Annotated in this window: 18 protein-coding genes; 16 read left to right on the top strand and 2 right to left on the bottom strand. The window is 63.2% G+C overall.

Features of this window, described 5'->3' with window-relative positions:
• Window positions 1–66: 66 nt before the first annotated feature.
• Window positions 67–2286: a primosomal protein N' gene (locus ACIP1G_RS00815; protein ID WP_400732673.1), complete on the bottom strand. Its 2220-nt coding sequence runs from the start codon at window positions 2284–2286 to the stop codon at window positions 67–69.
• Between the two features lie 167 nt (window positions 2287–2453).
• Between ACIP1G_RS00815 and rpmE the strand changes: the two genes are divergently transcribed.
• The 3 genes from rpmE (at window position 2454) to ACIP1G_RS00800 (ending at window position 4940) form a co-directional block, all read left to right on the top strand.
• Complete coding sequence (rpmE, locus tag ACIP1G_RS00810; protein ID WP_012274639.1) at window positions 2454–2669, top strand: 50S ribosomal protein L31; 216 nt, start codon at window positions 2454–2456, stop codon at window positions 2667–2669.
• A 2-nt stretch (window positions 2670–2671) separates the two neighbouring features.
• Window positions 2672–3493: a thermonuclease family protein gene (locus tag ACIP1G_RS00805; RefSeq protein WP_400732670.1), complete on the top strand. Its 822-nt coding sequence runs from the start codon at window positions 2672–2674 to the stop codon at window positions 3491–3493.
• Between the two features lie 178 nt (window positions 3494–3671).
• Complete coding sequence (locus tag ACIP1G_RS00800; protein ID WP_400732667.1) at window positions 3672–4940, top strand: malic enzyme-like NAD(P)-binding protein; 1269 nt, start codon at window positions 3672–3674, stop codon at window positions 4938–4940.
• 184 nt (window positions 4941–5124) lie between these two features.
• Here the strand turns inward: ACIP1G_RS00800 and ACIP1G_RS00795 are convergent, their stop codons facing one another.
• Complete coding sequence (locus ACIP1G_RS00795; protein ID WP_400732665.1) at window positions 5125–7578, bottom strand: penicillin-binding protein 1A; 2454 nt, start codon at window positions 7576–7578, stop codon at window positions 5125–5127.
• A 204-nt stretch (window positions 7579–7782) separates the two neighbouring features.
• On the opposite strand from ACIP1G_RS00795, the gene pilM reads away from it, so the two are divergent.
• The 13 genes from pilM to ACIP1G_RS00730 all read left to right on the top strand — a co-directional run bounded on the left by pilM (window position 7783) and on the right by ACIP1G_RS00730 (window position 24597).
• A complete protein-coding gene (gene pilM / locus ACIP1G_RS00790) occupies window positions 7783–8658 on the top strand; it encodes a type IV pilus biogenesis protein PilM (RefSeq protein WP_400732662.1) in 876 nt (291 codons plus the stop codon).
• Window positions 8655–9191 (top strand): PilN domain-containing protein, encoded by a 537-nt coding sequence (locus ACIP1G_RS00785; RefSeq protein WP_400732660.1) that lies wholly within the window; start codon window positions 8655–8657, stop codon window positions 9189–9191. Before pilM ends, ACIP1G_RS00785 begins: the two co-directional genes overlap by 4 nt.
• Before the next feature lie 11 nt (window positions 9192–9202).
• A complete protein-coding gene (locus ACIP1G_RS00780; RefSeq protein WP_400733131.1) occupies window positions 9203–10204 on the top strand; it encodes a pilus assembly protein PilP in 1002 nt (333 codons plus the stop codon).
• On the top strand, window positions 10128–11396 hold the full coding sequence (locus ACIP1G_RS00775) for a type IV pilus secretin PilQ (RefSeq protein ID WP_400732657.1): 1269 nt from the start codon (window positions 10128–10130) through the stop codon (window positions 11394–11396). Before ACIP1G_RS00780 ends, ACIP1G_RS00775 begins: the two co-directional genes overlap by 77 nt.
• 4 nt (window positions 11397–11400) lie before the next feature.
• A complete protein-coding gene (aroK, locus tag ACIP1G_RS00770) occupies window positions 11401–11919 on the top strand; it encodes a shikimate kinase AroK (protein WP_400732655.1) in 519 nt (172 codons plus the stop codon).
• Between the two features lie 97 nt (window positions 11920–12016).
• Window positions 12017–13114 (top strand): 3-dehydroquinate synthase, encoded by a 1098-nt coding sequence (aroB, locus tag ACIP1G_RS00765; protein ID WP_400732652.1) that lies wholly within the window; start codon window positions 12017–12019, stop codon window positions 13112–13114.
• A gap of 15 nt (window positions 13115–13129) precedes the next feature.
• The gene (locus ACIP1G_RS00760; RefSeq protein WP_400732649.1) at window positions 13130–14737 is read left to right on the top strand and encodes an SPOR domain-containing protein; all 1608 of its coding nucleotides are present in this window, start codon (window positions 13130–13132) and stop codon (window positions 14735–14737) included.
• Window positions 14738–14879: 142 nt separating this feature from the next.
• Complete coding sequence (locus ACIP1G_RS00755; RefSeq protein ID WP_400732647.1) at window positions 14880–15128, top strand: hypothetical protein; 249 nt, start codon at window positions 14880–14882, stop codon at window positions 15126–15128.
• Window positions 15125–19570, top strand: a complete 4446-nt coding sequence (gltB, locus tag ACIP1G_RS00750; protein WP_400732645.1) for a glutamate synthase large subunit — start codon at window positions 15125–15127, stop codon at window positions 19568–19570. Before ACIP1G_RS00755 ends, gltB begins: the two co-directional genes overlap by 4 nt.
• Before the next feature lie 106 nt (window positions 19571–19676).
• Window positions 19677–21095 (top strand): FAD-dependent oxidoreductase, encoded by a 1419-nt coding sequence (locus tag ACIP1G_RS00745; RefSeq protein ID WP_003249156.1) that lies wholly within the window; start codon window positions 19677–19679, stop codon window positions 21093–21095.
• A gap of 239 nt (window positions 21096–21334) precedes the next feature.
• Window positions 21335–22399 (top strand): uroporphyrinogen decarboxylase, encoded by a 1065-nt coding sequence (gene hemE / locus ACIP1G_RS00740; protein ID WP_201201951.1) that lies wholly within the window; start codon window positions 21335–21337, stop codon window positions 22397–22399.
• 217 nt (window positions 22400–22616) lie between these two features.
• The gene (gene gbpA, locus ACIP1G_RS00735; protein WP_400733129.1) at window positions 22617–24035 is read left to right on the top strand and encodes an N-acetylglucosamine-binding protein GbpA; all 1419 of its coding nucleotides are present in this window, start codon (window positions 22617–22619) and stop codon (window positions 24033–24035) included.
• A gap of 49 nt (window positions 24036–24084) precedes the next feature.
• Window positions 24085–24597, top strand: a complete 513-nt coding sequence (locus tag ACIP1G_RS00730) for a cytochrome b (RefSeq protein ID WP_400732643.1) — start codon at window positions 24085–24087, stop codon at window positions 24595–24597.
• Window positions 24598–24602 lie beyond the last annotated feature (5 nt).

The following is a 24602-nucleotide window of genomic DNA, read 5'->3' as shown; positions in this document are numbered from 1 at the left end:
CTTCTCTTGCTTGCAGCTTGCAGCTTGCAGCTTGCAGCTTGCAGCTTGCAGCTTGCAGCTTGCAGCTCAGTACAGGTCCACCGGATCGACATCGAGCGACCAGCGCACCTGGCGCCCGCTCGGCATCTGCTCCAACACTAGCAACCAGGCGCTGATCAGTCGATGCAAAGGCGCCCGGGTATTGGCCTGTATCAACAGTTGCGCGCGGAAGCGCCCGGCGCGGCGCTCCATGGGCGCCGGCACCGGGCCCAGCAGCTCGATGCCCGGCAGGCGCTGTTCGGCCACCAGGCGCTCGGCGGCGGCACAGGCTTCGTCAAGAAAGCCTTCGGCCTGCCCCGGCTTGTGCGCTTCGGCGCGCAACAAGGCCAGGTGGGAATAAGGCGGCAGCCCGGCGGCGCGGCGTTCGTCCAGGGCCTGTTCGGCAAAGGCGAAGTAACCCTGCTCGGTCAGTTGCACCAGCAGCGGGTGGTCGGCCAGGTGGGTCTGGATGATGACCTTGCCGGGCTCTTCGGCACGCCCGGCGCGCCCGGCCACCTGCACGATCAGCTGCGCCATGCGTTCGCTGGCGCGGAAGTCGCCAGAGAACAACCCGCCATCGGCATCGAGGATGGCCACCAGGGTCACCCGCGGGAAGTGGTGGCCCTTGGCGAGCATCTGGGTGCCGACGAGGATGCTCGGCTGGCCGCGCTGGATGGTGGTGAACAGGTTGTGCATCGCGTCCTTGCGCGCCGTGCTGTCGCGGTCCACGCGCAGGATCGGGTAGTCCGGGAACAGCACTTTCAGGCGCTCCTCGGCGCGCTCGGTGCCGGCGCCGACCGGGCGCAGGTCAACGTGGTTACATTGCGGGCACTGGTGCGGCAGGCGCTCGTCATAGCCGCAGTGGTGGCAGCGCAGCACGCCGGAGCGCTGGTGTACGGTCATGCGCGCATCGCAGCGCGGGCATTCGGACAGCCAGCCGCAATCGTGGCACAGCAAGGTCGGCGCAAAGCCGCGGCGGTTGAGGAACACCAGCACTTGCTGGCCGGCTTCCAGGGTCTGGCGAATGGCCTGCTGCAACGGGCCGCTGATGCCGCTGTCCAGCGGCAGGCTTTTCACATCCAGGCGCAGCATGCGCGGCGGGCGGGCACCGCCGGCACGCTGGTTCATGCGCAACAGGCGGTAGCGGCCGGTGAGGGCGTTGTGCAAGGTTTCCAGTGACGGCGTAGCGGAGCCAAGCAGGATCGGGATGTTCTCCTGGTGGGCGCGCACCAGCGCCAGGTCACGGGCGTGGTAGCGCAGGCCTTCCTGCTGTTTATAGGAGCCGTCGTGCTCTTCGTCGATGATGATCAGGCCAGGGTTTTTCATTGGCGTGAACAAGGCCGAACGGGTGCCGATGATGATGTCGGCTTCGCCGTCCCGCGCCGCCAGCCAGGCATCCAGGCGCTCGCGGTCGTTGACTGCCGAATGCAGCAGGGCGATGCGGGCGTTGAACCGTTGCTCGAAGCGTGCCAGGGTCTGCGGGCCGAGGTTGATCTCCGGGATCAGCACCAGCGCCTGCTTGCCGGCCTCCAGGGTTTCGCGGATCAGTTGCAGGTAAACCTCGGTCTTGCCGCTGCCGGTAACGCCAGCCAGCAGAAACGCGCCGAACCCGCCAAAGCCTTCGCGTACGGCGTCGAACGCGTCGCGTTGCTCCTCGTTGAGTGGCAGTTCCGGCTGTGCCAGCCAGTGCTCATGGCGCAGCGCCGGCAGGTGGCGGCGGACTTCGATCTGCACCAGGTCCTTGGCCAGCAGCAGGTCAAGGCTGTCCTTGTTCAGGTTGAGCTTGGCCAGCAGGCTGTGGGCCACGCCGTGCGGGTGCTGGGCCAGGGTCTTGAGGGCGTCGCGCTGGCGCGGCGCACGGGCGATGCGCGGGTCTTCCAGGCGGGCGCCGGGGGCCATGTGCCAGAAGCGTTCCTGGCGCATTTCGGCGGGTTCGCCCTGGCGCAGCAGCGTTGGCAAGGCCCAGCTCAGGGTGTCACCCAGGCTGTGCTGGTAATACTGGGCGGTCCACAGGCACATTTTGAACAGCGATGCCGGGATTGGCGACACCGGGTCGAGCAGGGCACTGGCCGGCTTGAGCTTGTCGGCGGGTACCTCGCTTTGTGCGCATACCTCCACCAGCACGCCGATCATTTCGCGGCGGCCAAAGGGCACGCGAATGCGCATGCCTGGTGTCAAGGCCTGGCGCGCCATGCTCGCTGGCGCCTTGTAGTCGAAAAGGCGGCGCAACGGGGAGGGCAGGGCAAGGCGCAGGATGACGTCGGACACGCGGAAAGTCTCGGAGGGTATTACCAGAACAGGCGAGCCTAGCAGACGACGGTCGGTGCAAGCGACAACTTGCGCTGGCGCTGTGCTCTGGTATTATTCGCCGCCTAATTACGTGCGGTATTCAACAATTGGTGTTGGGTGGCGGCACGCAGCTCGAGGAAGTGACCATGAAAGAAGGTATCCACCCGAACTACGAAGTAGTTGCAGTCACCTGCAGCTGCGGCAACAAGTTCGAAACCCGTTCGACCCTGGGCAACGTCCTGTCGATCGACGTTTGCAACCTGTGCCACCCGTTCTACACCGGTAAGCAGAAAGTCCTGGACACCGGTGGTCGCGTACAGAAGTTCGCCGATCGCTTCGGCATGTTCGGTACCAAGAAGTAATCATGCGCATGGCGAACCCCTCGGGTTTCGCAATGCTGCAAAGAAAGGCGCCCCTTGTGGGCGCTTTTTTTATGGGTGCCATCTGGCACTTTCCGGCCCTGGCGTTTTGCCCGCTGCCGGAGCAGCCACAGCCGGTGGCGGTCCGCCAGGTGGTGGATGGCGATACCTTGCGCCTGGTCGATGGCCGCAGCGTGCGGCTCATCGGCATCAATGCCCCGGAAATTGGCCGCAACGGCCGCACCAGCGAACCCTTTGCCGAAGCGGCCAGGCGGCGCCTGCAGGCGTTGGTCAAGGCCAGCGACGGGCGCGTCGGGTTGGTGCCAGGCAGCGAGGCCAAAGACAGATACGGCCGTACACTGGCGCATATCTATGGCCGTAATGGCGACAATCTGGAAGCACAACTGCTCAGCGAGGGCTTGGGCTACCGCGTTGCAGTGGCCCCCAATGTGCGCCTTAGCGGTTGCCAGCAGCTTGCCGAGCAGGTGGCGCGCAAGGCCGGCACCGGCCTTTGGCGCCGTTCGCCGGTGGTGCGTGCGGGTGATGTCAGGCAGTCCGGTTTTGCTATTGTCGGTGGTCGCATAGAGGGCATCGAGCGCAATCGCGGCGGGGTATGGCTCACCCTGGAAAGTGCCGTGGTGCTTCAGGTTCCCGCTCGTCTGCAACGCAACTTCCCTGCCAGCTTCTTCGATAACCTCAAGGGACGCCAGGTCGAAGCGCGTGGCTGGGTGCTGGATCGTTCCCGCAAGGGTAGCCTCAAGTCCGGGCAGCGACGCTGGGTATTGCCATTGACCGATCCGAGCATGTTGGAGCGCATTTCAGGCTAAAAGATGTAGACATTTCGCTATTAGATTGTACACACTGTGAGCCGTATGCCCCCGTGGGTTATAGCGTAAAGTCGTAGACTAAAGGCCTTGACACAAGTGACCGACCAGTCTTGTGACTCCCCGGCTCTTTGCGTATCCTCGGCGGTCCGTCAGAACAGTAAATAGCGGAATGCCCACCATGTCAGACCTGAAAACCGCCGCTCTCGAATACCACGCTCAACCTCGTCCGGGGAAACTGAGCGTCGAACTTTCCAAACCCACTGCCACCGCCCGTGACCTCGCCCTGGCCTACAGCCCAGGTGTTGCTGAGCCCGTGCGTGAAATTGGCCGTGATCCAGAGCTGGCTTACAAGTACACCGGCAAAGGCAACCTGGTTGCGGTGATTTCCGATGGCACCGCCATCCTCGGTCTGGGTGACCTCGGCCCACTGGCTTCCAAGCCGGTCATGGAAGGCAAGGGTGTTCTGTTCAAGCGTTTTGCCGGTATCGACGTGTTCGACATCGAAGTCGAATCGGAAAGCCCGCAAGCGTTCATCGACACCGTTCGCCGCATCTCGATCACCTTCGGTGGCATCAACCTCGAAGACATCAAGGCACCTGAGTGCTTCGAAATCGAGCGCACCCTGATCGAACAGTGCGACATCCCGGTATTCCACGATGACCAGCACGGCACCGCTATCGTGACCGCGGCCGGCATGATCAACGCCCTGGAAATCGCCGGCAAGAAGCTGGAAGACGCCAAGATCGTCTGCCTGGGTGCTGGCGCTGCCGCCATCTCCTGCATGAAGTTGCTGGTGAGCATGGGCGCCAAGGTCGAGAACATCTACATGATCGACCGTAGCGGCGTGATTCACGCTGGCCGTGACGACCTGAACCAGTACAAGGCTCAGTTCGCCCACGCTACCGACAAGCGCACCCTGGCCGATGCCCTCGACGGCGCTGACGTGTTCGTAGGCCTGTCTGGCCCGAACCTGCTGAGCCCGGAAGGCCTGAAGTCGATGGCTGCCAACCCGATCGTGTTCGCCTGCTCGAACCCGGACCCGGAAATTTCCCCAGAGCTGGCTCACGCCACTCGCAGCGACGTGATCATGGCTACCGGTCGTTCCGACTACCCGAACCAGGTCAACAACGTACTGGGCTTCCCGTTCATCTTCCGTGGTGCCCTGGACGTTCGCGCCAAGCGCATCAACGAAGAAATGAAGATCGCCGCCGCTATCGCCCTGAAAGACCTGGCCAAGCTGCCAGTGCCTAAGGAAGTCTGCGATGCCTACGGCGTTGACGGCCTGGAGTTCGGCCGTGAGTACATCATTCCGAAGCCGCTGGACGCACGCCTGATCACCGTCGTTTCCGACGCTGTGGCCAAGGCCGCCATCGAATCCGGCGTGGCTACCCTGCCGTATCCGAAGCACTACCCGCTGACCAGCGTGGATGACGTGTTTAACGGCTGATTGCTGTTGTAGCTGTCATGAAAAAGCCCCGGTTCTTTTGAATCGGGGCTTTTTTGTGGGCGATGGGGATGTGTCAGGGCTGGCAGGTGCTTGTCACAACATTTTTGGCGCCTGTGAGATCGAGCGCCGCGCGGGCGGCGCTCGATTTACGCGCCCACGCAAAACCCGAACCAAGCGCTCTGCGTCAGAACAAATCCATCGGCGCCGCTTCGTCGGCCGGCAGCGGGCTGCCCGGTGCCGCGCCATTGCCCAACTCGTCCACCGATGGCGGCGAGTCTTCGGCCTTGAACAGCTCGAAGTAGGCATTCGGTGTGCTCGGCGAGGCGGCGCGGCCGCTAACCGGGTCGACGCGCAGGCTGAGGATGCCTTCAGGCTCAGCCGGTGCATGGTTGGGCTTGTCCTTGAGCGCAGCGCCCATGAAGCTCATCCAGATCGGCAGCGCCGCCGTACCGCCATACTCGCGGCGGCCAAGGGTTTCTGGCTGGTCGAAACCGACCCACACAGTGGTCACGTAATCGGCGTTGTAACCGGAGAACCAGGCGTCCTTGGACTCGTTGGTGGTGCCGGTCTTGCCCGCCAGGTCGGTACGGCCCAGGGCCAGTGCCCGGCGGCCGGTACCGCGCTTGATCACGTCCTGCAGCATGCTGGTGAGAATGTAGGTGGTGCGCCCGTCGATGATCCGTTCGGCCGTCGCCGGCGCCTGCGGTACTGCTGCCACCTGGTTGAAGGCAGAAGGCGCCTCGCCTGGCATGGCTGCGGTGCTGATCGGCTGCTCGGGCGCGGCCAGGCCTGCCTGGTCCTGGGCACCTTGCGGTACGCGGGCCGGGTTGGCGGTGAACAGCGTTTCGCCGCTGCGGCTTTCGATGCGGTCGATCAGGTACGGGGTGATCTTGTAGCCGCCGTTGGCAAAGGTGCTCCAGCCGGTGGCGATTTCCATCGGGGTCAGGGTGGCGGTGCCCAGGGCCAGCGACAGGTTGCGTGGCAGGTCCTGCTTGTTGAAGCCGAACTTGGCGATGTAGTCGATGGTGCGGTCCACGCCCATGGCCTGCAGCAGGCGGATCGACACCAGGTTACGCGACTTGTACAGCGCCTCGCGCATGCGGATCGGGCCGAGGAAGGTGTTGGTGTCGTTCTTCGGGCGCCACACTTTGTCTACCGATTCGTCGACGAATACGATCGGCGCATCGTTGACCAGGCTGGCGGCGGTGTAGCCGCTGTCCAGCGCTGCGCTGTAGATGAACGGTTTGAAGCTTGAACCTGGCTGGCGCTTGGCCTGCATGGCGCGGTTGTAGTTGCTCTGCTCGAACGAGAAGCCGCCGACCAGGGCGCGGATGGCACCGTTGTAAGGGTCGAGGGTTACCAGCGCACTTTGCGCGCCAGGCACCTGGCTGAACTTGAACTTGCCATCTTCCAGGTGCTGCAGGCGCACCAGGTCACCGACCTGGGCTACGTCGGCGGGCGATTGAGGTGCACGGCCCTGGGCGTTGCTGTTGATGAACGGGCGCGCCCATTTCATGGTGTCCCAGGCAACCTCGGCGTGCTGGCCGTCACGGGTCAGCACCTTGAGGCCGGTTTTTTCAACCTGGGTGACGATGGCCGGTTCCAGGCTGCCAAGGTTGCGCTGTTTGCCCAGTTCCTGCAGCCAGGCTGCCTGGGTTCTGCCCGGGAAGCGTGCTTCGGGGCCACGGTAGCCGTGGCGTTCGTCGTAGTCGGAAAGGCCGTTGAGGATGGCCTTGTTGGCCATTTCCTGTATGTCGCTAGGCACCGTGGTGGTGACACGGAAACCTTCGGTGTAGGCGTCGCTGCCGTAGCGGCCGACCATTTCGGCGCGGGCCATTTCGGCGATGTAAGGCGCATTCACCTCAGGCGTCGGCACGTGGTAGCTGGCGTTGAGCGGTTCGGCCAAGGCGGCTTCGTAGCTGGCCTGGTCGATCTTGCCCAGCTTGTACATGCGGCCGAGGATCCAGTCGCGGCGCTCCTTGGCGCGCACCGGGTTGGCCAGCGGGTTGAAGCGTGACGGTGCCTTGGGCAAGCCGGCGATCATCGCCATCTGCGCCAGGCTCACATCACGGATCGACTTGCCGTAGTACACCTGCGCGGCGGCGTCGATGCCGTAGGCGCGGTTGCCCAGGTAGATCTTGTTGACGTAAAGCTCAAGGATTTCGTCTTTGGTCAGCTCACGTTCGATCTGCAGGGCCAGCAGAATTTCGTTGGTCTTGCGCGAGAAGCTGCGCTCGCTGGTGAGGAAGAAGTTCTTCGCCACCTGCATGGTGATGGTGCTGCCGCCGGTCTGGATGTGCCCGGTTTTCACCAGCTGGGTCGCGGCACGCATGAGGCTGCTGGGGTCGACACCGTAGTGGTTGAGGAAATTGTCGTCTTCAGCCGACAGAAGTGCCTGAATGAACTGTGGCGGAATTTCCGCGAAGCGGATCGGCGAGCGACGCATTTCGCCGAACTCGGCAATCAGCTTGCCATCGCTGCTGTACACCCTGAGGGGGATCTGCAACTGGATGCTTCTGAGCGACTCGACCGAGGGCAGGCTAGGGCTAAGATACAGAAACGCACCGCTCACACCGAGTACGAGCGCGCAAATGACTGCGACGGAAGACCACCAGAAGAACTTCAGCAGACGTATCAAGGCTTTTCGGTGTCCAGGTTGAGAGTGGATTGCACGCGGGTCCAGCGGACCAAAAAACGCTGGGCATTATAAGCATTTTTTCGCCTCTCCGGGTTACCGGCCAGGCTGCCCGTCGCCTCGATGGGCAGCCCCGGGCTAGTGTTGGCGCGGGGTTGCGACAGGCAGCTGCGATGGGCGGCTGCAACAGACAGCAAGGAAGCCGCGATGCTAGGACGCTTCGGCAAGGATGCCGGTTCACTCGTGGGGGTGGAAATTGCCCCTGATGCCGTGCGAATGGTGCAACTGCAGCGGCGCAACCGGCGTTGCCGGGTGCTTGGCTGGGCGCAGGAGCCATTCGAACCGCCGGCGGGCAATGACTGGGCAGCTGAGCCTGCCTTGGTGGTGGCTGCATTGCAGCGGGCCTACCGGCGCAGCGGCCTGCGGCAGCGTCGGGTAGCGCTGGCACTGCCGGCCAACCAGGTGATCTGCAAACTGTGCCACTTGCCCGTGGAACAGGGCGGGGCAGACCTGGAGGCGCAGTTGCTGGCCGATGCTGAACGGCTGTTTCCGTTCCCGCTGGACGATCTGGCCCTGGACTTTCAGGTCACGGGGGCTTCCAGTGTTCAACCAGGCTGTTCCGAGGTAATGGTGGCGGCCTGTCGACAGAGTGCTTTGGCGTTACTTGAAGCCGTCGTCGAGGAGGCCGGGCTGCTACTTGAGGCGGTCGAGGTCGACAACATTGCCCTGTACCGCATGTTGCCTCAGGGCAGCCTCCCCAGGGTGGCACTGCTGCGTATCGAAACGCACAGCGCGACCCTTCATGACTGGCGAGCGGGCCAGCCGTACCAACGCCGTGAGCTGCAATCGCCGGGCTTGACCGAGCAGTTGCCAGAGCACCTGCACGCACTGCTGGCCGACGAGCACTTGCCTGCGGGCCTGTGGATTGCCAGCAGTTCATCGCTCGAGCCGGGCTGGCTGCAAAGCCTTGGCACCCGCTTGAACGTACCGTGTCGGCATTTGCCCTGTGTGGCGGGCCTTGAGCATGTCGATGGCACGATGCTGCTGGCTTGCGCCCTGGCGCTTGGAGGGTTACGCCCATGATGCGGCTGAACCTTCTGCCCTGGCGCGAGCGGCAACGCCAGGCGGCGCTGCGGCGTTTTCGCCGCCGGCTGGCTACCGGTGCGCTGCTGGCCCTGTGCGCGGTGACGCTGGTCGATCTGTTGGCCCGCCAACGCGGGCAGCAGCAGGCATTGGCCAACACCCAGCGCCAGGCAGCCCTCGAACGTCTGGCTGCGCAACTGCAGCCGCTGGCCGATGTGCGTGCGCAGCATGAGGCGTTGCAGGCCCGCGCGACGGCGCTGGAGGCCTTGCGGGTCCAGCAGGGCGTTCTGGCGGGTGTGTTCGCTGACCTCGAAGGGGCATTGCCAGTGGGGATTCAGTTGCTTGATCTGACCCTTGATAGCGGGCTACTGCAAGTGACTGGGTTGGCCACGTCCGGCGCGGTGGTTGCACAGTTCATGCGTGATCTGGACCGATCGAATGTTTTGCTTGGTCTGGAGCTCAAGCGCATCAGGAGCCTACCGGGCGGCGATGAGTTTGTGCTGACCGCGCGTGTTTCGGCGTTCTGGTCGTGAATGCAGCAGTGATGCTCACCTGGCTGGCGGTTGCCGAACGCTCCGGTCGTTTCAGGCAGCTGGCGCCAGTGCTGGTGGCGATGGTGGTGTTCGGCCTGGGCTGCGCCATGCGGCTGCCGGCATCGTTTGAGCAGCAGGTGCAGGAGGATGCCAGGCATGCCGACTTGATCCAACAGCAGTCAGCCAGCACGGCGAAGCTGGGTGAGCTGCAGCAACTTCAGGCGTTGCTGGCTGTTGCCGAGCAGCGGTTGCAAAAAGCGCAATGGCAGCTGGCGGCCGGGGAGGGCATGAGTGACTTGCTCGACCGCCTGGCGGCCTCTGGGCATGCCCATGGCTTGCTGATCGAGCGGCTCGATGTGCATGAAGAAGAGCCACAGCCCGGTTTTCGCAAAGTGCCGCTGGAGTTGCAGGTGGTAGGGCGCTACGCGGCCCTGCGCCTGTGGTTGGACGACTGGTTGGGCCAGGCGCGTGTGCTGCAAAGCGCTGGCATGAGCCTGGCTGCAGCCGATGCCCAGCCTGGGCTGCTGCGCCTGCAGTTGCAGGTCGATGCCTTCCAGTCGTCTGCGCCCATGCCAGCGCCTGCTGTGTTTGCCCAGATGCCGGCCAAGGCCGCAACGGCAGCGCCTGCGATCGACCCCTTTGCGCCTGGGGCGACCCGGTTGGCGGGCACCGGGCTGGCCGGTGTGCCGCTGGCGCAGCTGGAAATGGTCGGCAGCCTGTCGCGCGGGGCGGTGCATGAAGCACTGCTGACGGCGGCAGGCAGGCTTTATCGCGTGCGCCAGGGCGACCGTGTCGGGCGCGACCAGGGCGTGGTAGTGCGGGTGGATCAACGCCAGGTCGAAGTACGTGAACGCTTGTACATGGCAGGGCTGTGGCATGAGCGCGTGGCGTTCATCACTCTTGCAAAGCGCTTGGGCAAGGAGGCCCCGGAGCAGGATGAGAACATTGATGAAATGGGCGCTGGCAGCGCTGCTATGGATTCCGCTGGCGTCGGCGACGCCCTATCAGGGTGAGCCCCTGTCGTTGAACTTTCAGGACGTGGAAGTGCGTTCGGTGCTGCAGGTACTGGCTGACTTTGCTGGCGTCAACCTGGTCGCCAGCGATGCGGTACAGGGCAGTGTCACCTTGCGCTTGCAGGATGTGCCCTGGGATCAGGCCCTTGACCTGGTGCTGCGCAGCAAGGGCCTGGCCCGGCGCCAAGAGGGCAATGTGCTGCTGGTGGCACCGGCAGCGGAGTTATCCGCGCAATCGTTCGATACTCGCGTGGGCCAGGCGCTGGATGCACAGTTGCAGCCGCTACGCCGGGAATTGCTGCCCATCCACCACGCCAAGGCCGCCGAGCTGGCGGAGCTGCTGCTGGCGAGCCTGGCGGATGACGGCATCCTCACCGGGCGGGGCAGCCTGAGTGTCGATGAGCGCACCAACACGTTGGTGTTGCACCAGCCTGCCGAGCGGCTTGCCGAGTTGCGGCAGCTGGTGGCGCAGCTGGACGTACCAGTGCGTCAGGTGGCGATCGAGGCGCGTATCGTCGAGGCCAACGTCGATTATGAGAAAAGCCTGGGGGTGCGCTGGGGTGGGCCTTTGTATGGGGAAAATCCGCGCCCGGGCAAGGAGCTGTTCGTCGACCTCGGGGTGGAGCGTGCCGCTAGCAGCATTGGCCTGGGCCTGCTGCGTGGGGGTGTGCTGCTTGACCTTGAACTCAGTGCCATGGAAAAAAGCGGCAATGGCGAGATTATCTCCCAGCCCAAGGTAGTCACTGCCGACAAGGAAACGGCCAGGATCCTCAAGGGCACCGAGGTGCCTTACCAGGAAACCAGCCAGAGCGGCGCCACTTCGGTTGCGTTCCGCGAAGCCTCGCTGTCGCTGGAGGTAACCCCGCAGATCACCCCGGACAACAAGGTAATCATGGCTGTCAGGGTGACCAAGGACGAGCCGGATTACGTCAATGCCTTGAACAACGTACCGCCGATCCGCAAGAACGAGGTCAATGCCAAGGTTCGCGTGGCCGACGGCGAAACGATCGTGATCGGTGGCGTGTACTCGACTTCGCAAAACAATGTGGTCGACAAGGTGCCATTTTTGGGCGATCTGCCGTATGTTGGGCGGCTGTTTCGACGCGATGCATTACAAGAGAAAAAATCCGAGCTGCTGGTCTTCCTGACTCCGCGTATCATGAGTGACCAGGCGATTGCTGTGAGTCGTTGATTCTGTGCGAAATTTGATACTTGTGGGGCCCATGGGCGCTGGAAAAAGCACCATTGGACGCCTCTTGGCCAAAGAGCTGCGCCTGCTGTTCAAGGATTCCGACAAGGAAATCGAACTGCGATGCGGCGCCAACATCCCGTGGATTTTCGACAAGGAAGGCGAGCCGGGTTTCCGTGACCGCGAGCAGGCGATGATTGCCGAACTGTGCGCACTCGATGGCCTGGTCCTGGCGACCGGCGGTGGTGCGGTGATGCGCGAAGCCAACCGCCAGGCGCTGCACCAGGGTGGGCGGGTGATCTACCTGCATGCCTCGGTGGAGCAGCAGGTCGGCCGTACCGCGCGCGACCGCAATCGCCCGCTGCTGCGTACCGCCAACCCAGAGGCGACCTTGCGCGCCCTGCTGGAAGCCCGCGACCCGCTCTACCGTGAGATCGCCGACCTGGTGGTGGAAACCGACGAGCGGCCCCCGCGCATGGTGGTGATCGATATTCTCGAACGCTTGCAGCTGTTGCCGCCCCGTTAACCCGGGACTATTCTCGGCCACCAGCGCCGAGGCGAGGTTCAACGTTACCGCGTGGGTCGCCCGAACGGCGCCGCGCCCAAGTACATTGTGGGGATACATGCAGACACTGAAGGTCGACCTGGGCGAGCGTAGCTACCCGATCTACATTGGCGAAGGCCTGCTGGACCAGCCTGAACTGCTGGCGCCGCACATTGCAGGGCGGCAAGTCGCCATCGTTTCCAACGAGACCGTCGCGCCCCTGTATCTCGAGCGCCTGAGCAAGACCCTGGGTGCCTACTCGGTGCTGCCGGTGGTCTTGCCCGATGGCGAAGCCCACAAGAACTGGCAAACCCTGCAACTCATCTTCGATGGCCTGCTGACGGCCCGGCATGACCGCCGTACCACCGTGGTTGCCCTGGGCGGCGGCGTGATCGGAGACATGGCCGGCTTTGCCGCTGCCTGCTATCAGCGCGGCGTCGACTTCATCCAGGTGCCAACCACCCTGTTGTCCCAGGTCGATTCCTCGGTGGGCGGCAAGACCGGCATCAACCACCCGCTGGGCAAGAACATGGTCGGAGCCTTCTACCAGCCCAATGCGGTGCTGATCGACACCACCAGCCTCAAGACCTTGCCAGCGCGCGAGCTGTCGGCAGGCCTGGCCGAAGTGATCAAGTACGGCCTGATCTGCGACAAGCCGTTCCTCGGCTGGCTCGAAGACAATATGCAGGCCCTGCGCGCCCTCGATTCCACGGCCCTGACCGAAGCCATTCGCCGCTCGTGCGCGGCCAAGGCCGCCGTAGTCGGTGCCGATGAGCGCGAGTCTGGTGTGCGGGCCACGCTGAACCTGGGGCATACCTTCGGGCATGCCATCGAAACCCACATGGGTTATGGCGTGTGGTTGCACGGCGAGGCCGTGGCAGCGGGCACGGTGATGGCCCTGGAAATGTCCATGCGCCTTGGCTGGATCGACCAGGCCGAGCGCGATCGCGGAATCCGCCTGTTGCAGGACGCAGGTTTGCCGGTGGTGCCACCACAGGAAATGACCCCGGCGCATTTCATGGAGCACATGGCGGTCGATAAAAAGGTGCTCGACGGTCGCTTGCGTCTGGTGCTGCTGCGCCAGATGGGCGAGGCCGTGGTCACCGACGACTATCCGAAAGAGATTCTACAGGCCACGCTGTCGGCGGATTACCGCGCGATCGTGGCCCAGCTTTGAGGTTGTGACAGCGCAATGACCAGTTTGCACGCCGATGAGGCCTTCCTCGACCATTACCAGTTGAGCCACGATCCGTTCGCGCCCCGCGTGCCCGGCTTCAAGTTTTTCCCGGCCCAGCGCAAGCCTGTGCTTGGCCAGTTGCACCACCTTGCACGCTACAGCCAGCTGATGCTGGTTGTCAGCGGCCCGCTGGGCAGCGGCAAGTCGCTGCTGCGCCAGGCCCTGGTGGCCAGCACCAACAAGCAGGCTGTGCAGAGTGTGGTGGTGTCTGCCCGCAGTGCCAGCGATGCCTCCAGTGTGCTCGCCCAGGTGGCGCAGGACCTGGGTGTGGCCCAGGCTGAAGTGCAGGCGATCCTGTCCAAGGTGGTGCAGCTGGCACTGACCGGGCAGGAAGTGTATTTGCTGGTGGACGATGCGGAACAACTCGACGAGTCGGCACTCCAAGCGTTGCTGGAATTGGCGGCGGGAGTACCGGAAGGGCGGCCGCACGTGTTCCTGTTCGGTGAGCCATCGCTGAATGCCGGGCTGGACGAGCTCAATATCGAGGAAGAACGCTTCCACATCATCGAGCTTGCCCCCTACAGTGAAGAAGAAACCCGCGAGTACCTGGAGCAGCGCCTGGAAGGGGCTGGCCGGGGCATCGAGGTGTTCAGCCGTGAACAGATCGTCGATATCCATGAAAACTCCGACGGTTGGCCTGGCAACATCAACCAGGTCGCCCGTGACACTTTGATCGAAGCCATGATCGCCAGCCGTACAACGGCCAAGCGACCATCCATGGGGTTCAAGATGCCTAAAAAACATGTGCTCGCGCTGTCCGCTGTGGTCGTGGTCGCTGTTGCGGCTGCGGTGTTGATGCCCAAGAAAGGCGACAAGGCCCCCGCCGATGCGCCTGCCGCCCAGGCCCAGTTGCCGCTTGGCGAGGGCAAACAGGGTGCCAATATCGAGTTCTCTGGCTCTTCGCAGCCGATGCCGCTACCGCTGGTTGGCCAGTCGCAACCGGTGATGCGCGAACCGTTGGCCCAGGCCGCCGGCATGGGCGAGGGTGAAGAGGGTAGCCCGGCTGGTGATACCGCCTTGCAGCCAGTCAACCCGCCGCCAACCGTGACCACCATCGCGCCGCCACAAGGCGTGCCGGCGGGCCCGGCGCCGGTGCCTGCGCAGCCAGTCGCCATGGCCCCGGCCCAGCCAGTGAAGCCGCAGCCGGTTGCGCCTGCGCCAAAACCGGTCGCAACCCAGCCCGCCAAACCGGTTGCGCCTGCCAAGCCGGCACCTGCGCCGGCCCAGGTCGCCGTGGCCAAGCCTGCCGAGAAACCAGCGGCTGCTGGCAGCGGCAGCGGTGGCTGGTATTCCGGGCAGAAACCGGGCAATTACGTGGTGCAGATCCTGGGTACCAGCTCTGAAGCCTCGGCCCAGGCGTTCGTCAAGGCCCAGGGTGGCGACTATCGCTACTTCAAGAAAAACCTGCAGGGCAAGCCGCTGTATGTAGTCACTTACGGCAGCTTCGCCAACCGCGACGCAGCGGTTGCGGCAATCAAGAACTTGCCAGCGAAGGTCCAGGCTGGTAAACCTTGGCCACGTACCGTCGCCAGCGTCCAACAAGAGCTGGCCTCGGCCCGCTGATACCTGCCGGGCGGCACCACCCCGCCGCCCAGTTGCTGAGCGATACCTGACATAAGGGCTGCCAGCCCTTCTAGCCTGCTGCGTTTATGCGCGGCAGGCTTTTCTGTCCCAGACTGCCGGCCACAAGCCCCTAGTTGCAGTCATGGCTGAAACGCTTCAGACTCAAGCCAAGCCGCTATCACGGCGCATGGCGCAAAAACATTCAAAATTGCGACATAAATTTTCAATGGTGAGACATGAAAATTTGTGGGCATCGCTGTCGCTGTGCAACAATGGTTTTCCATGGCCACCGCAAAAAAGCTGGCATTTGATCGGCGTGGATGGTAAGTGGTTGTTAAAAAAGAGATTTACCTCCGTTAGAGAGGTGAACCTGGTGAGAATGTGTCTATGAAAACAGGTCTGTACCATCCCGAAGAATTCAAGGACAACTGTGGTTTTGGCCTGATCGCCCATATGACGGGCGAGCCGAGCCACCACCTTCTGCAAACCGCCATGCAGGCGCTGACGTGCATGACCCACCGCGGCGGCATCAACGCCGACGGCAAGACCGGTGACGGTTGCGGTCTGCTCATGCAGAAGCCCGATCAATTCCTGCGTGCCGTGGCCCAGGAACACTTCGCCGTCGAGCTGCCCAAGCAGTACGCCGTCGGCATGGTGTTCTTCAACCAGGACCCGGTCAAAGCCGAAGCTGCCCGCGCCAACATGGACCGCGAAATCCTCGCTGCTGGCCTGAAGCTGGTTGGCTGGCGCAAGGTGCCGATCGACACCAGCGTACTGGGCCGCCTGGCCCTGGAGCGCCTGCCGCTGATCGAGCAGGTGTTCATCGGTGGTGAAGGCCTGAGCGACCAGGAATTCGCCATCAAGCTGTTCAGTGCCCGTCGCCGTTCGTCCGTGGCCAACGCCCACGACGCCGACCACTACATTTGCAGCTTCTCGCACAAGACCATCATCTACAAAGGCCTGATGATGCCGCGCGATCTGGCGGCGTTCTACCCGGACCTGGGTGACGAGCGCCTGCAAACCGCGATCTGCGTGTTCCACCAGCGCTTCTCCACCAACACCCTGCCGAAATGGCCGCTGGCGCAGCCGTTCCGCTTCCTCGCCCACAACGGCGAGATCAACACCATCACCGGCAACCGCAACTGGGCCATGGCCCGTCGCACCAAGTTCGCCAACGACCAGATCCCCGACCTCGAAGAGCTCGGCCCGCTGGTCAACCGCGTGGGTTCCGACTCCTCGAGCATGGACAACATGCTGGAGCTGATGGTTACCGGCGGCATCGACCTGTTCCGCGGCGTGCGCATGCTGGTACCGCCAGCCTGGCAGAACGTCGAGACCATGGACGCCGACCTGCGCGCCTTCTACGAATACAACTCCATGCACATGGAGCCGTGGGACGGCCCGGCCGGTATCGTCATGACCGAAGGCCGCCACGCGGTGTGCCTGCTCGACCGCAACGGCCTGCGCCCGGCGCGCTGGGTGACCACCACCAACGGCTACATCACCATCGCCTCGGAAATCGGCGTATGGGGTTACCAGCCTGAGGAAGTGCTGGCCAAGGGCCGTGTCGGCCCGGGCCAGATCCTTGCCGTGGACACCGAAACCGGGCAGATCCTCGACACCGACGCCATCGACAACCGCCTGAAGTCGCGCCACCCGTACAAGCGCTGGCTGCGTCAGCACGCCACGCGCATCCAGGCGACGCTGACCGACGACCAGGGCGCGGCCAGCTACGACGCTGACCAGCTCAAGCAATACATGAAGATGTTCCAGGTCACCTTCGAAGAGCGTGACCAGGTGCTGCGCCCGCTGGGCGAGCAGGGCCAGGAAGCCGTTGGCTCGATGGGTGACGACACGCCGATGGCCGTGCTGTCGCAGCGCGTACGCTCGCCGTACGACTTCTTCCGCCAGCAGTTCGCCCAGGTGACCAACCCGCCGATCGACCCGCTGCGCGAAGCGATCGTGATGTCGCTGGAAATCTGCCTGGGTGCCGAGCGCAACATCTTCCAGGAGTCCCCGGAGCACGCTTCGCGGGTCATCCTGAGCTCGCCGGTGATCTCGCCCGCCAAGTGGCGCTCGCTGATGAACCTGGAGCGCGAAGGCTTCGACCGCCAGCTGATCGACCTCAACTATGAGCAGGGCGTCGGCCTGGAAGCGGCCATCCGCAACATCGCCGACCAGGCTGAAGAAGCTGTGCGCGCGGGCAAGACCCAGCTGGTGCTGAGCGACCGCTACATCGCCCCGGGCAAGCTGCCGGTGCATGCTTCGCTGGCCGTTGGTGCCGTGCACCACCGCCTGACCGAACAGGGCCTGCGTTGCGACAGCAACATCCTGGTGGAAACCGCCACTGCCCGTGACCCGCACCACTTCGCCGTGCTGCTGGGCTTCGGTGCCTCGGCCGTCTATCCGTACCTGGCTTACGAAGTACTGGCCGACCTGATCCGCACCGGCGAAGTGCTGGGCGACCTGGACGAAGTGTTCAAGTACTACCGCAAAGGCATCTCCAAGGGCCTGCTGAAGATCCTGTCGAAGATGGGTATCTCCACCATCACTTCGTACCGTGGTGCGCAGCTGTTCGAAGCCATCGGCCTGTCCGAAGAAGTGGTTGGCCTGAGCTTCAAGGGCGTGTCCAGCCGAATCAAGGGTGCGCGCTTCGAAGACCTGGAAAGCGACCAGAAGCTGCTGGCGGCCGAAGCCTGGAGCGCGCGCAAGCCGATCCAGCAAGGTGGCCTGCTGAAGTTCGTCCACGGTGGCGAATACCATGCCTACAACCCGGACGTGGTCAACACCCTGCAAGCCGCCGTGCAGCAGGGCGACTACGCCAAGTTCAAGGAATACACCACGCTGGTCGACCAGCGCCCGGTGTCGATGATCCGCGACCTGCTGAAGGTGAAGGTGGCCGACCAGCCGCTGGCCCTGGAGCAGATCGAGCCGCTGGAAGCGATCCTCAAGCGCTTCGACTCCGCCGGTATCTCGCTGGGCGCACTGTCGCCAGAAGCCCACGAAGCGCTGGCCGAGGCGATGAACCGCCTGGGTGCGCGTTCCAACTCCGGTGAGGGCGGTGAAGACCCGTCGCGCTACGGCACCATCCGCAGCTCGAAGATCAAGCAGGTGGCCACCGGCCGCTTTGGCGTGACCCCGGAATACCTGGTCAACGCCGAAGTGTTGCAGATCAAGGTTGCCCAGGGCGCCAAGCCTGGCGAAGGCGGCCAACTGCCGGGCGGCAAGGTCAACGGCCTGATCGCCAAGCTGCGCTACGCAGTGCCGGGCGTGACCCTGATCTCGCCACCGCCGCACCATGATATCTACTCGATCGAAGACCTGGCTCAGCTGATCTACGACCTCAAGCAGGTCAACCCGCAGGCGCTGGTATCGGTCAAGTTGGTGGCAGAAGCTGGCGTTGGCACCATCGCCGCTGGCGTGGCCAAGGCCTATGCCGACCTGATCACCATCTCGGGTTACGACGGTGGTACCGGTGCTTCGCCGCTGACCTCGATCAAGTACGCCGGCGCCCCGTGGGAACTGGGCCTGGCGGAAACCCACCAGACCCTGCGCGGCAACGACCTGCGCGGCAAGGTACGGGTACAGACCGACGGCGGCCTGAAAACCGGCCTGGACGTGATCAAGGCGGCCATCCTCGGCGCCGAAAGCTTCGGCTTCGGCACCGCGCCAATGATCGCCCTGGGCTGCAAGTACCTGCGCATCTGCCACCTGAACAACTGCGCCACCGGCGTGGCCACGCAGAACGACAAGCTGCGCAAGGACCACTACATCGGCACCGTCGACATGGTGATCAACTTCTTCACCTTCGTCGCCGAAGAAACCCGTGAGTGGCTGGCCAAGCTGGGCGTGCGTAGCCTGGGTGAGCTGATCGGCCGTACCGACCTGCTCGACGTGCTGCCAGGTGACACCGAGCGCCAGCAGTACCTGGACCTGACCCCGCTGCTGGGCAGCTCGCACATTCCGGCCGACAAGCCGCAGTTCTGCGAAGTCGACAAGAACCCGCCGTTCGACGAAGGCCTGCTGGCCGAGAAGATGGTGGACATGGCCCTGCCGGCCATCCGCGACCAGGCCGGTGGCGAGTTCAGCCTCGACATCTGCAACTGCGACCGTTCCATTGGTGCGCGTGTGTCGGGTGAAATCGCCCGCCTGCACGGCAACCAGGGCATGGCTGCGGCGCCGATCACCTTCCGCTTCAAGGGTACTGCGGGCCAGAGCTTCGGCGTGTGGAACGCCGGTGGCCTGAACCTGCACCTGGAAGGCGACGCCAACGACTACGTCGGCAAGGGCATGACCGGTGGCAAGGTCACCATCGTGCCGCCAGCCGGCAGCCCGTTCGCCACCCAGCACAGCGCCATCGTCGGCAACACCTGCCTGTACGGTGCCACTGGCGGCAAGCTGTTTGCCGCGGGTACTGCGGGCGAGCGCTTCGCTGTACGTAACTCCGGCGCCCACGCTGTTGTCGAGGGTACTGGCGATCACTGCTGTGAATACATGACCGGCGGCTTTGTCTGCGTCCTGGGCAAGACCGGTTACAACTTCGGTTCTGGCATGACTGGCGGCTTCGCCTACGTGCTCGACATGGACAACAGCTTCGTCGACAAGCTCAACCACGAGCTGGTGGAAATCCAGCGTATCAGTGGTGAAGCGATGGAAGCCTACCGCAGCCACCTGGCGCGGGTCCTTGCCGAGTATGTGGAAGAGACCGGCAGCGAGTGGGGGCGTGAGCTCTCGGAGAACCTGGACGACTATGTGCGGCGCTTCTGGCTGGTCAAGCCGAAGGCGGCCAACCTGAAGCAACTGTTGTCCAGCACCCGTGCCAACCCGCAGTAAGTACAGCTGCAAGTGACGGCCCCGTGCGCGGGGCCCGTCGTGCTCAAGTGATCGTCTTGCAGCTTGCAGCCTGAGGCTGGCAACTGCGGTAAAGAGGTTTTGAAAAATGGCTGAACGTCTGAACAACGACTTCCAGTTCATCGAAGTGGGCCGCAAGGACCCTAAGAAAAAGCTGCTGCGCCAGCGCAAGAAGGAGTTCGTGGAAATCTACGAGCCGTTCAAGCCGCAGCAGTCCGTGGAGCAGGCACACCGCTGCCTGGGCTGCGGCAACCCGTATTGCGAGTGGAAGTGCCCGGTGCACAACTTCATCCCCAACTGGTTGAAGCTGGTTTCCGAAGGCAACATCCTGGCGGCGGCAGAGCTGTCGCACCAGACCAACACCCTGCCGGAAGTGTGCGGCCGCGTGTGCCCGCAGGACCGTCTGTGCGAGGGTGCCTGCACCCTGAACGACGGCTTCGGCGCGGTGACCATCGGCTCGGTGGAGAAGTACATCACCGACACCGCCTTCGCCATGGGCTGGCGCCCGGACATGTCCAAGGTCAAGCCAACCGGCAAGCGCGTTGCCATCATCGGTGCCGGCCCGGCCGGCCTGGGCTGCGCAGACGTGCTGGTGCGTGCTGGCGTGACCCCGGTGGTGTTCGACAAGAACCCGGAAATTGGTGGCCTGCTGACCTTCGGCATCCCTGAGTTCAAGCTGGAAAAGACCGTGCTCAGCAACCGCCGCGAAGTGTTCACCGGCATGGGCATCGAGTTCCGCCTGAACACCGAGGTGGGCAAGGACGTGACCATGGAACAGCTGCTCGCCGAGTACGACGCGGTGTTCATGGGCATGGGTACCTACACCTACATGAAGGGCGGCTTCCCAGGCGAGGACCTGCCGGGCGTGCATGACGCGCTGGACTTCCTGATCGCCAACGTCAACCGCAACCTGGGCTTTGAAAAGTCGCCAGAAGACTTCGTCGACATGCAGGGCAAGAAGGTCGTGGTACTGGGCGGTGGCGACACCGCGATGGACTGCAACCGCACTTCGATCCGCCAGGGCGCCAAAGCCGTGACCTGTGCTTATCGCCGTGACGAAGCCAACATGCCGGGTTCGCGCAAAGAGGTGAAGAACGCCAAGGAAGAGGGCGTGAAGTTCCTCTACAACCGCCAGCCTATCGCCATTGTCGGCGAAGACAAGGTGGAAGGCGTGAAGGTGGTCGAGACCCGTCTGGGTGAGCCAGATGCCCGTGGCCGCCGCAGCCCCGAGCCGATCCCGGGTTCCGAAGAAATCCTGCCGGCCGATGCCGTGGTGATCGCCTTCGGCTTCCGCCCGAGCCCGGCACCGTGGTTCGAGCAGCATGGCATCCAGCTGGACAGCCAGGGCCGTGTAGTGGCGCCGGAGAAGGGCAAGTTCAAGCACCAGACCAGCAATCCGAAAGTGTTTGCCGGTGGCGACATGGTGCGCGGTTCGGACCTGGTGGTGACGGCTATCTTCGAGGGGCGTACGGCTGCCGAGGGTATCCTGGACTATCTCGAAGTCTGATCCATGGCATTCGCGGCTAAAGCCGCTCCCACAGATTCTGCGCTGGCTTCAAACTTGCGTAATCCCTGTGGGAGCGGCTTTAGCCGCGAACACCGGCGAAGCCGGTGCCACCCTTCGCAGCACTTTTGTATACAAAAACGCTTGATCTGTGGCATCCAATAGACAAAACGCATGGCCATGGCCGTGCCTTTTGCGCTGGCGTCTGAGAAAATGCCCGCACTATTTTTCCGGATGCCGACATGACTGCCCTGAAGAACGATCGTTTCCTGCGTGCACTGCTCAAGCAACCCGTAGACGTCACCCCGGTGTGGATGATGCGCCAGGCCGGCCGCTACCTGCCGGAATACCGCGCCAGCCGCGCCAAGGCCGGTGATTTCATGAGCCTGTGCATGAACCCGCAGTTCGCCTGCGAGGTCACCCTGCAGCCGCTGGACCGCTACCCGCTGGACGCAGCGATCCTGTTCTCGGACATCCTCACCATCCCCGATGCCATGGGCCTGGGCCTGTACTTCGAAACCGGCGAAGGCCCGCGTTTCAAGAAAGTCATCAGCACCCCGGCCGATATCGAAGCGCTGCCAATCCCTGACCCGCAGAAAGACCTCGGCTACGTGATGGACGCGGTCAGCACCATCCGCCGCGAGCTCAACGGCCGTGTACCGCTGATCGGCTTCTCCGGCAGCCCGTGGACATTGGCCACCTACATGGTCGAAGGCGGCTCGTCGAAGGACTTCCGCAAGACCAAGGCCATGGCCTACGACAACCCGCAAGCCCTGCACCTGCTGCTGGACAAGCTGGCCCAGTCGGTCACCAGCTACCTCAACGGCCAGATCCTTGCTGGCGCCCAGGCTGTACAGATCTTCGACACCTGGGGTGGCAACCTGTCGGCGGCGGCCTATCAGGAATTCTCCCTGGCCTACATGCGCAAGATCGTCAGCGGGCTGATCCGCGAGCACGAAGGGCGCAAGGTACCGGTGATCCTGTTCACCAAGAACGGCGGCCTGTGGCTGGAAAGCATCGCCGAAGCCGGTGCCGACGCACTGGGCCTGGACTGGACCTGCGAGATCGGCGATGCCCGCCGTCGCGTCGGTGACAAAGTAGCCCTGCAAGGCAACATGGACCCGACTGTGCTGTACGCCAAGCCCGAAGCTATCCGCCAGGAAGTGGCACGCATCCTGGCCAGCTACGGTCACGGTACTGGCCATGTGTTCAACCTCGGCCACGGCATTACCCCGGAAGTCGACCCGGAGCATGCTGGCGTGTTCATCAACGCCGTGCATGAGCTTTCTGCGCAGTATCACGCCTGAACCGTGGCTCCCCGAGCGCAGAGGTTGCGAATCGGGGAGCTAGACCGGTTTATTCCTACATATAGGCAAACCGGTTTTCCCTAAAGTCCGAACTCCCCTTGCGCAAAAGGCGCATTCGCTTCGAGTAAATGCGCCTTTGCGCAATTCACCAGCAATGCGTTCGGAGTTCGTGATGAATACAACAAAGACCCTGCGAAAAAGCGTTGTCGCCACAGGTGTGTGGCTGGCAATCGCAGGTGCAGGTTTGCATGCTCAAATTGCCAGTGCACATGGCTACCTGGCTGATCCGCCTTCTCGTGCCGGGCTATGCCATGCAAATTTTAAAAACCTGAACACTAACTGTGGACAACCTCAGTACGAGCCGTGGTCGGTCGGTGAGGCGATAGGGCGCTTCCCGGGCGCAGGTCCGGTCGATGGGAAAATTGCCAGTGGTGGTGTTCGTAGCGACTTTGGCGCCCTCGATGAGCAAGCGGCCAATCGCTGGCACCTTACCCCAATCCATGACCGGAACATGCAGTTCGACTGGCACTATCAAGCCCCGCATCCGGTTACCTCGTGGGAATACTTCATTACCAAGGCGGGTTGGAATCCCAACGTGGCGTTGACCCGTGCCTCATTCGATGCCACCCCGTTCTGTGTGGTTGATGGCAAGCAGCAGATTCCGGCCGCCGGTACAGGCACCAACCCGAAGCACAGCTGCACATTGCCAGCTGACCGTTCGGGCCAGCATGTGATTCTCGGCGTCTGGAAAGTGGGTGATACCGACAAGGCCTTCCATAGCGTTGCTGACGTTGATATCCAGCTTGATGGCGGCCCTGCCCCTGAGTGGCCGCGCCTGGCTGAAATCAGTGCCAATCGTGACCTTGAAGCCGGCGATAAAGTGACTGCCCGCGCATTCGATGCCAACGGGGAGCGTACCTCGCACCATGTGAGCATCACGGTCGACAATGCCGAAGAAGGCATCGCTGCCAACTGGGCCTACAAGCTCGCCAGGCAGATCAACGAAACCCAGACGCTGGTACGTGCCGGTCAAATGGATGCCGACGGCAATATCGAGCCTGTGCAGGGCTCCAATAGCATCTTCGCCAAAGCCGAAAGTGGCCTGACCAACTACATTCTGGACTTTGAAGCCGCCGCTGGCGAGCCGACCACGATGCACCTGCATGATGTGAAACCCGAGTACACGATCGTGGACGGCAAGGGTGGCGTGGACTTCAGCGTCATGACCAACAAGGCCCTGACCGTAACGGCGCGGTTGTTCGACAGCAACAACAAGCAGGTCTCTTACTCGCGTCAGAACGTTAACGGCACTGAACCGTTCGCGCTGAATGTCGTGAGTGCCGAAGGTGAGCACACCCTCAAGGTCGTTGGCGTGGACAAGCGCGAGCGAGTGCTGCTGCAGGACGAGAAGACAGTGCAGCTCAAAGCAGCTGGCGATGCGTCGCATGACTTTGTCTTCCCTGAGTCGCTGTCGAGCTACAAGGCGGGCACCAAAGTCCTGCAGCCCAAGAATGGCAAGGTCTACGAGTGCCAGCCGTTCCCTAATTCGGGTTACTGCGTGCAGTACTCCGCCGGCGCTACCCAGTTCGAGCCAGGCACTGGCTCCCACTGGAACATGGCCTGGACCGAGAAGTAATGCATCAAACCTGGCCCCTTACGGGGGCCAGGCTCTTCGAGTGCTCTCCATGCAAGTACAAAAATATTGCTGGCAGCAGATCCTCCTGCACTGGGTCTCTGCCATGGTCATCATTTGGGCGTTGATCAGCGGCTTCTACGTGGCGCACGTGAATGTCACACCTGCCACGCTTGAGCAGGTCGCCTTCGTCAATGTGGCCATGACTACGCTGTTCATCCCGCTATTCCTGCTGCGCTGGTTCTTTCGCCTGACCAGGCTCAAGCCCCGTAGCCTGCACGACGACCCCAAGGGCCAGCGCATCGCGCATGCGGTGCATGAAGGCTTGTACTGGACCACGGCCATGGTCTTGCTGTCCGGTGTGCTGATGATGGACAGGGCCATCGATGTGTTCGGTTGGTTCACCATTGCGCCCGTGCTGAGTGACCCGTACTGGCACAGCGTCTGGTTCAGGGTTCACATTGCTGCCTGCCTGCTGCTGGCCCTGGGCGTAGCGATGCACATCGCTGCCGTGGTGCTGCACGAGCTGTGCGGGCGGCGTGTGCTGCGGCGCATGCTGCCCTGATTCTG

Origin of the sequence: Pseudomonas sp. NPDC089392 (genome assembly GCF_044749595.1) — a bacterium.
Lineage (GTDB): Bacteria > Pseudomonadota > Gammaproteobacteria > Pseudomonadales > Pseudomonadaceae > Aquipseudomonas.
The sequence above is the reverse complement of the archived record's forward strand: the minus strand, read 5'-3'. Positions and strand labels throughout refer to the sequence as shown.

Bases quoted from the DNA above. Each gene is read 5' to 3' on its own strand.
- rpmE (WP_012274639.1), top strand. From the start codon at position 2,454: ATGAAAGAAGGTATCCACCCGAACTACGAAGTAGTTGCAGTCACCTGC.
- ACIP1G_RS00805 (WP_400732670.1), top strand. From the start codon at position 2,672: ATGCGCATGGCGAACCCCTCGGGTTTCGCAATGCTGCAAAGAAAGGCG.
- ACIP1G_RS00800 (WP_400732667.1), top strand. From the start codon at position 3,672: ATGTCAGACCTGAAAACCGCCGCTCTCGAATACCACGCTCAACCTCGT.
- pilM (WP_400732662.1), top strand. From the start codon at position 7,783: ATGCTAGGACGCTTCGGCAAGGATGCCGGTTCACTCGTGGGGGTGGAA.
- ACIP1G_RS00785 (WP_400732660.1), top strand. From the start codon at position 8,655: ATGATGCGGCTGAACCTTCTGCCCTGGCGCGAGCGGCAACGCCAGGCG.
- ACIP1G_RS00780 (WP_400733131.1), top strand. From the start codon at position 9,203: ATGCTCACCTGGCTGGCGGTTGCCGAACGCTCCGGTCGTTTCAGGCAG.
- ACIP1G_RS00775 (WP_400732657.1), top strand. From the start codon at position 10,128: ATGAGAACATTGATGAAATGGGCGCTGGCAGCGCTGCTATGGATTCCG.
- aroB (WP_400732652.1), top strand. From the start codon at position 12,017: ATGCAGACACTGAAGGTCGACCTGGGCGAGCGTAGCTACCCGATCTAC.
- ACIP1G_RS00760 (WP_400732649.1), top strand. From the start codon at position 13,130: ATGACCAGTTTGCACGCCGATGAGGCCTTCCTCGACCATTACCAGTTG.
- ACIP1G_RS00755 (WP_400732647.1), top strand. From the start codon at position 14,880: ATGGCTGAAACGCTTCAGACTCAAGCCAAGCCGCTATCACGGCGCATG.
- gltB (WP_400732645.1), top strand. From the start codon at position 15,125: ATGAAAACAGGTCTGTACCATCCCGAAGAATTCAAGGACAACTGTGGT.
- ACIP1G_RS00745 (WP_003249156.1), top strand. From the start codon at position 19,677: ATGGCTGAACGTCTGAACAACGACTTCCAGTTCATCGAAGTGGGCCGC.
- hemE (WP_201201951.1), top strand. From the start codon at position 21,335: ATGACTGCCCTGAAGAACGATCGTTTCCTGCGTGCACTGCTCAAGCAA.
- ACIP1G_RS00730 (WP_400732643.1), top strand. From the start codon at position 24,085: ATGCAAGTACAAAAATATTGCTGGCAGCAGATCCTCCTGCACTGGGTC.